Source organism: Actinomyces sp. zg296 (assembly GCF_009829695.1).
Classification (GTDB): Bacteria; Actinomycetota; Actinomycetes; order Actinomycetales; family Actinomycetaceae; genus Actinomyces; species Actinomyces marmotae.
Genome location: NZ_VWPG01000023.1, coordinates 1 through 506, shown reverse-complemented (window position 1 = coordinate 506; position 506 = coordinate 1). Strand labels below are relative to the sequence as shown.

Here is a 506-nt window from a genome sequence, read left to right as displayed (position 1 = left end):
CCGAGGTTAACGAGCGCTGGGGGCTCGACCTGCGCGATGGGGAGCACCTCGACCCCGACCCGGCGGCCGTGGCTGACCCGGGGGCCCAGGCTCGGGCACGGGGGGCGGCCCCACTGCTGGACGGCGAGGACGTCTCAGCCCTCGATCAAGCTCCCACGCAGGACGCGTCCACCGCTCGGGCCGGTAGGGAGCGGGCCGTGGCCTCGGTGATCACCACCGCCCTGGCCCGCCACGACGGCGCGGCGTCCGTCGTGGCCACGCGTGGCGCCGACGGCGCCCTCGAACTCGACGTCCGCGACGCCAACGGCGCCCCCATCCCGGCCGCCAGCGCCGAGTTGACGGGCCTGGCCGGCCGGGCCCTGAGCCCGGACCTGCTCGCCGACCACCTGGCCGGCCGCACCTGGGACCTGGGCGAGCTCCACGACAAACTCAACACCCCCCTGCTGCGCGCCGCCGCCACCCAGCCCGACCCCACCCCCGACCACGGCCCCCAGAACACCCAGGAG

Annotated in this window: 1 protein-coding gene; it reads left to right on the top strand. The window is 76.9% G+C overall.

Annotated elements, in window-relative coordinates:
- Window positions 1-506 (top strand): hypothetical protein (locus GVV76_RS10155; RefSeq protein WP_201288274.1); only part of this gene is annotated, 506 nt, incomplete at both ends.